We start from the raw sequence: 6,616 nt of genomic DNA on the forward strand, positions 1-6,616 counted from the left end.
ATGAAATTTCCAGTTTATTTAGATTATGCAGCAACAACACCAATAGAACATCAAGTTGCAGAAAAAATGATGAATTATTTAACAATAGACGGTACATTTGGGAATGCTGCATCACGTTCGCACAAATTTGGCTGGGATGCTGAGGAAGCAGTAGATATTGCACGCAATCAAATATCAGAATTAATTGTAGCAGATTCTCGTGAAATTATTTTTACTTCTGGAGCTACAGAATCAAATAATTTAGCCATAAAGGGAATAGCTTTTTTTCATAAAAAAAAAGGTAAACATATTATTACAAGTAAAACAGAACATAAGTCGGTTTTAGATTCTTGTAGATATCTTGAAAGTAAAGGATTTCATGTTACTTATTTAACTCCAAAAAATAATGGTATTATTGATTTAAATGATTTAAAAAATAGTATTCAAAAAGATACTATACTTATTTCTATAATGCATGTAAATAATGAAATTGGTATTATACAAGATATTAATAGTATTTCAAAAATTTGTAAAAATTACAACATTTTTTTCCATGTAGATGCAACTCAAAGTATAGGGAAAATTCCTATTAATTTAAATGCAATAGATATAGATTTAATGTCTTTTTCTGCTCATAAAGTTTATGGTCCAAAGGGAATTGGGGGTCTTTATGTTCGTCGTAAACCACGTATACGTTTGTTACCTTTAATACATGGAGGAGGTCATGAAAGAGGAATGCGTTCAGGGACTCTTGCAGTGCATCAAATTATAGGTATGGGTGAATCATTTAGGATGGCAAAAGAAAAAATACATGATGATTTTCTTTATGCAACAAAATTAAGAAATTTACTTTGGAATGGTATTAAAAATATTGAAGAGGTATATTTAAATAGTGATTTACAACAAGGAGTTCCACACATATTAAATGTTAGTTTTAATTATGTTGAAGGTGAATCATTAATTATGGCACTTAAAGATTTAGCTGTTTCTTCAGGTTCAGCTTGTACTTCTGCTAGTTTAGAACCTTCTTATGTATTAAAATCTTTAGGTATTAAGGATGAATTAGCTCATAGTTCTATTCGATTTTCCATAGGTAGATTTACTACACAAGAAGATATTATACATACAATTAAATTAGTTCATGAATCTATTAATAAATTGCGAGAACTTTCTCCTTTATGGGAAATGTTCAAATCAGGAGTTGATTTAAATAGTATAGAATGGGATCATAATTAAATTTTATTAATATAAGGTAATGTTAATATGGCTTATAGTAAAAAAGTAATGGACCATTATGAAAATCCAAGAAATGTTGGTTCCTTTTCTAATTCTGATAATAATGTTGGAAGTGGTTTAGTAGGTGCACCTGCTTGCGGTGATGTAATGAAATTACAAATTAAAGTTAATGAAAAAGGAATCATAGAAGATGCATGTTTTAAGACATATGGTTGTGGTTCTGCTATAGCATCAAGTTCATTAGTAACTGAATGGGTTAAAGGTAAATCTATTACAGAAGCTGAATCTATTCGAAATACAACTATAGTAGAAGAATTAGAACTTCCTCCAGTAAAAATCCATTGTTCTATTTTGGCTGAAGATGCTATTAAAGCTGCTATTGCAGATTATAAAAGTAAAAAATATTCAAATTAATTATATTAAATTAAGTGTTGAAAGAATACTTTCTTTCAACATGTAATTTTTCATAATAAATATTATAATATAGGTGAAATTATGGATTATTTTACATTATTTAATTTACCAAAACAATTTCAAATTAATCAAAAATTACTTGCTAAAAATTTTTATACATTACAATCAAAATTTCATCCTGATTTATTTATTTATGATACCAATTTAAAAAAAAATAGTTTTAAAAAATCAATAGAATTAAATACAGGTTATAAGACCTTAAAAGATTTTTTAAGTAGAGCGATATATTTACTTGATTTAAAGGGTTTTAAAATAAATACAGACACTGTTTTATTAAATCACAATCATTTTTTAACAAAATACTTTTCTTTATATGAAGAAATAGATCATTTAAAAAAAAATTGTTTTAATCAAGAAAATTGGGAAAATATTATAAAAAAAGTAATCAATAAAATAGAAAATTGTCAAAAAAATATTGAATTAGAATTTGAAAAAGAAAACTACAAAAATATTATTTTTTTAATAGAAAAATTATTATTTTTAAGAAAAATAAAATTTAATTTACAAAAAGAACGTAATTTATTTTTAAGACAAGAAAATTAGGGTATATATATGATTTTTTTGAAAAAAAAATGCAAAAAAAAATTATTGTTAGGTATTGATCTTGGTACTACTTATTCATTAGTAGCTACGGTAATACAAAATCGTGTCAGATTGTTACTAGATGAACAAAAACGTTATTTATTACCATCTGTTGTACATTATAAAAAAAATACTGTTACAGTAGGTTGGGATGCTTTAAAAAATACTATTGAAGATCCTTCTAATACTATTAGTTCTGTTAAACGTTTACTTGGCCGTTCTTTGAATTTTGTCAAAAATACTTTTCCTATTTTACCATATTTTATAGAAGAAGATGAAAAAAAAGGTCTTTTTTTTCACACAGATGCTGGTGTTATTACTCCTGTCGATGTTTCTAGTCATATATTAAAAAATCTCAAAGAAAGAGCTATTTTTTTGTTTAATCAAGAAATACATGCAAGTATTATTACAGTTCCAGCATATTTTAATGATATTCAAAAAAAAGCAACTAAACAAGCAGCTATTTTAGCTAAAATTAATTTAGTAAAATTATTAAATGAACCAACAGCAGCAGCTTTTGCATACGGTGTAAAAATACAAAAAAAAGATATTATTTTTGTATATGATTTAGGTGGTGGTACTTTTGATATTTCTATATTAAAATTACATCAAGGTATGTTTGAAGTATTAGCATCTAGTGGTGATTCTAATTTAGGAGGCGATGATTTTGATTATGTTTTAGCCGATTATATTTATAAAAAATCAAATTTATCAGATCAATGCAATGATTTTTTTCAATCTTCATTATTAAAGATTGCTAAATCTACCAAAATTAAATTAACACAATATGAAAAGGTTAAAGTTAGTTTTTTAAATTGGGAAGGTTATATTACTCGAGATGAATTTAATTTTATTATTATTCCTTTTGTTAAAAGAACATTATTAATTTGCTCTAATCTTTTAGAAGAAATTAATTTATCTATTGAAAAAATAGAAGAAGTAATTATGGTAGGAGGATCAACTCGTGTCCCATTAGTATATAATCAAGTATCAAAATTTTTTAATAGAAAATTATTAAATGATATTAATCCAGATCAAGTTGTGGCAATCGGTGCAGCACTTCATGCTAATATGTTATTTAATATAAATGTTAAACGTAAAATAATTTTATTAGATGTCATGCCTCTTTCATTAGGTATTGAAGTAATGGGTGGTTTTGTTGAAAAAATTATATTACGTAATACTGCGCTTCCTATCTCAAAAACAAAAGAATTCACAACTTATAAAGATAATCAAAAATCTATTCTTATACATATTGTTCAAGGAGAACGAGAGTTAGTCAAAGATTGTATTTCATTATCTCGTTTTGTTTTAAAAGATATCAAACCTCAGAAAGCTGGATTAGTTCGTATTTCTGTAACATTTGAAGTAAATACAGATGGATTAATTAATGTTACAGTATTAGAACAAAATAGTAACAAAGAAGAAGTAATACAAATTAATAATAATACTGTATTAAAAAATATTAATATTTCTAAAATAGTAGAAAATTCTTTAAAAAATTCTAAAAATGATTATTACTTTAGAGTAAAAGAAGAAAAAAAAATGGAATCTGTACGTGTATTAAATATTTTAGATAATGCTTTAATAAAATATCAACATTTAATTTCTTCAAAAGAATTAAAAAAAATAAAATTTTTTGAAGAAAAATTAAAAAAATCTATTGAACAAGATGATTTTTTTGCTATTAAAACAAATTTAAAAAAATTAGATGAAGCAAGTATTAATTTCTTTTCATTACAATTAAAAAAGACGATTAATTGTTCTTCTATTTTAAATAGTTTAAAAGAGGATGTATAAATGCCTAATATTTTATTTTTACCTCATAAAATTATATTACCGAAAGGTGCTAAATTACAGGCAAAAAAAGGAGAAACAATATTACACGTTGCATTAAAAAATAATATTAAATTAGAACATGCATGTGAACAATCATGTGCATGTAGTACTTGTCATTGTATTATAAGAAAGGGATTTTTATCTGTTTCAGGTTGGTCTGAGAAAGAAGATGATATTTTAGATAAAGCTTGGGGTCTCGAAGCTGAAAGTCGTTTGAGTTGCCAAGCTATTATTGGAGATTTAGATATTGAAGTAGAAATTCCTTTATACAATTTAAATTATACTACAGAAAAATATTAATCGTGATTTTTCTTTGCATATGGATTTAAATTTTCTTTAAATTTTATTTGGATAGGAGTACCTTTGATTTTAAGAGTATTATAAAAAAAATTTATTAAATATTTCTTATATGATAATGATATATTTTTTATTCGATTACCATGTATAATGATTTTTGGTGGATTAGAACTTCCTAAATGTGCATATTTTAACTTAATTTTTTGTCCTTTAATCATAGGTGGTTGATGTTTTTTTACTGCAATATGCATTGTTTTTGTTAGTATAGCTGTACTGATTTTTTTTTGAGATTCTTGATAAGACTCATAAATAGAGTTAAATATTTGAAAAATACCTTTTTTATATAATGCAGATATAAAATGTATTCTTAAAAAATGAAGAAATTTTATTTTATGTTTAATAATTTCTTCTATTTTTTTTCTTTCTATTGCATTTAATAAATCACATTTATTTATAATAATAACAACACCTTTTCCAGAATTGATAATGAAATTAGCTAATGATAAATCTCGATGACATATTGTAATACTTGCATCTATTATTAATAATACAATATTTGATTTTTCAATTGTTTGCAGTGTTTTAATAATTGAAAATTTTTCAATAATATTAGTGTTTCGTTTTTTTTTAGATACTCCTGCTGTATCAATTAAAATATAATTTTTATTATTATATATTATTGGTATTGATATGCTATCTAATGTTGTTCCTGGTACATGACATGTAATCATTCTTTCTTCATTTAAAATACTATTAATTAAAGTAGATTTTCCTACATTTGGTTTACCAATAAAAGCGATTTTTATTGGTAATTTTTCTATTTTGTTATTGTTGTTTTTCGTTTTTTGAAATGTTTTTTCTATCCATGGGGCTAAATATTTGTTTTTTAAAGTATTTATACCTTGATTATGAATAGCAGAAATTTTTTGAATTTTTTTAAATCCTAATGAATAAAATTCATTTATATTAGAAATTTTATTAATACCATCAATTTTATTAATAATTAAAATAGTTTTTTTATGATATTTTCTTATTATTTTGGAAATTTCATTTTCTTGCGGCATTAATCCATCATGAGCATCTACTATAAATAAAATTAAATTTGATTCTTGTATTGCTTGTAATGTTTGTATGCATGCTTTTTTTTCTATTTCATTGCATTTTATATCTAATCCTGCTGTATCAATTAATATTACTTTTTGATCTGATTCTAATTGACAATAACCATATTGTCTATCTCTAGTAATTCCTTGATAATTTGCTACTAGTGCGTTTTTTGTTTTTGTTAGAACATTAAATAAAGTTGACTTTCCGACATTAGTACGGCCAATTAGCACAATAATAGGTATCATTTTTATTATATACTCTTGTTTAAAAATTTTTTTTAAATAAAAACGTTGTATGTTTTTGTTTTGCATTTATTATTTTTTTTAGTCTTTTATATTGTTTATTTTCATATTAATTATTTCTTTAGATGCATTAGAATTTTCTGTTAATAAACTTTTCTTCCAAGATTGAATGGCTTCCTTTTTCTTGTTTATATTGATAAATATATCACCTTTTATTTGTTCAATAATATTATCCCAATTATGATTGTGAATTTGTTTAAGTATTTCTATTGCTTGTTTATTTTGATTTTTTTCTATCTTTATTTTTACTATATTTAATTGTAAAAGAATCTTTAAATTTTCTTCTTTGGTATATTCTAAACTATTATTTAATGCAATGAATGCTTCGTTTAGTTTGTTGTTTAAAATATATTTTTTTGATAACGATAAAGCAGTTAAAGTGCCATAAATATTTTTGTTTTTTATAATAAAATTTTCTGCTTCATGTAAATTTTGAACATTTTTATTATTAATTTTTTTAATAATATTTTCATATTTTGACGGGTTTAGATCTTGTTTTTGATCAGTTTTTTGATTGTTCGTAAATATTTTCCAACATAATATCATTAAACCTATAATAAGAAAAAAAGAAACAATTAAAGAAATATTTTTTTTTGATATATTAAACATTTTTATTCTCTATATAATGTAATTTTTTTTATTTTTCTGCAATGAATGCAAGTATAAATATTTATAAAAAAATATTGTAGCTAATTTTGTATAAAATACTAACATATAAACAAGTTATTCACATAAAAAACACTAATTATGCACAGTTAGTTAATGTAATAAGTTCTTTAATAATCAATGCTAAAGAATAC

7 protein-coding genes are annotated in these 6,616 nt (G+C 23.4%); 5 read left to right on the plus strand and 2 right to left on the minus strand.

All coding sequences use genetic code 11. The annotated features are described in order from the left end of the window. The 5 genes from BUAMB_RS02870 (at position 1) to fdx (ending at position 4,410) form a co-directional block, all read left to right on the plus strand. Positions 1 to 1,215 (plus strand): IscS subfamily cysteine desulfurase, encoded by a 1,215-nt coding sequence (locus BUAMB_RS02870; RefSeq protein ID WP_014500260.1) that lies wholly within the window; start codon positions 1 to 3, stop codon positions 1,213 to 1,215. Positions 1,216 to 1,242: 27 nt separating this feature from the next. Then, positions 1,243 to 1,629, plus strand: coding sequence for a Fe-S cluster assembly scaffold IscU (gene iscU / locus BUAMB_RS02875; protein WP_014500261.1), 387 nt, complete (start codon positions 1,243 to 1,245; stop codon positions 1,627 to 1,629). A gap of 81 nt (positions 1,630 to 1,710) precedes the next feature. After that, positions 1,711 to 2,232, plus strand: coding sequence for a Fe-S protein assembly co-chaperone HscB (gene hscB, locus BUAMB_RS02880; protein WP_014500262.1), 522 nt, complete (start codon positions 1,711 to 1,713; stop codon positions 2,230 to 2,232). Positions 2,233 to 2,241: 9 nt separating this feature from the next. Next, positions 2,242 to 4,071 (plus strand): Fe-S protein assembly chaperone HscA, encoded by a 1,830-nt coding sequence (gene hscA, locus BUAMB_RS02885; RefSeq protein ID WP_014500263.1) that lies wholly within the window; start codon positions 2,242 to 2,244, stop codon positions 4,069 to 4,071. Then, positions 4,072 to 4,410: an ISC system 2Fe-2S type ferredoxin gene (gene fdx / locus BUAMB_RS02890; protein WP_014500264.1), complete on the plus strand. Its 339-nt coding sequence runs from the start codon at positions 4,072 to 4,074 to the stop codon at positions 4,408 to 4,410. Here the strand turns inward: fdx and der are convergent. Next, positions 4,407 to 5,759 (minus strand): ribosome biogenesis GTPase Der, encoded by a 1,353-nt coding sequence (gene der / locus BUAMB_RS02895; protein WP_014500265.1) that lies wholly within the window; start codon positions 5,757 to 5,759, stop codon positions 4,407 to 4,409. The two genes, fdx and der, sit on opposite strands and share 4 nt — an antisense overlap. 78 nt (positions 5,760 to 5,837) lie before the next feature. Beyond that, the gene (locus BUAMB_RS02900) at positions 5,838 to 6,425 is read right to left on the minus strand and encodes a YfgM family protein (protein WP_014500266.1); all 588 of its coding nucleotides are present in this window, start codon (positions 6,423 to 6,425) and stop codon (positions 5,838 to 5,840) included. Positions 6,426 to 6,616: the final 191 nt, after the last annotated feature.

It is taken from the genome of Buchnera aphidicola str. Ua (Uroleucon ambrosiae), from assembly GCF_000225465.1.
GTDB lineage: Bacteria > Pseudomonadota > Gammaproteobacteria > Enterobacterales > Enterobacteriaceae > Buchnera > Buchnera aphidicola_B.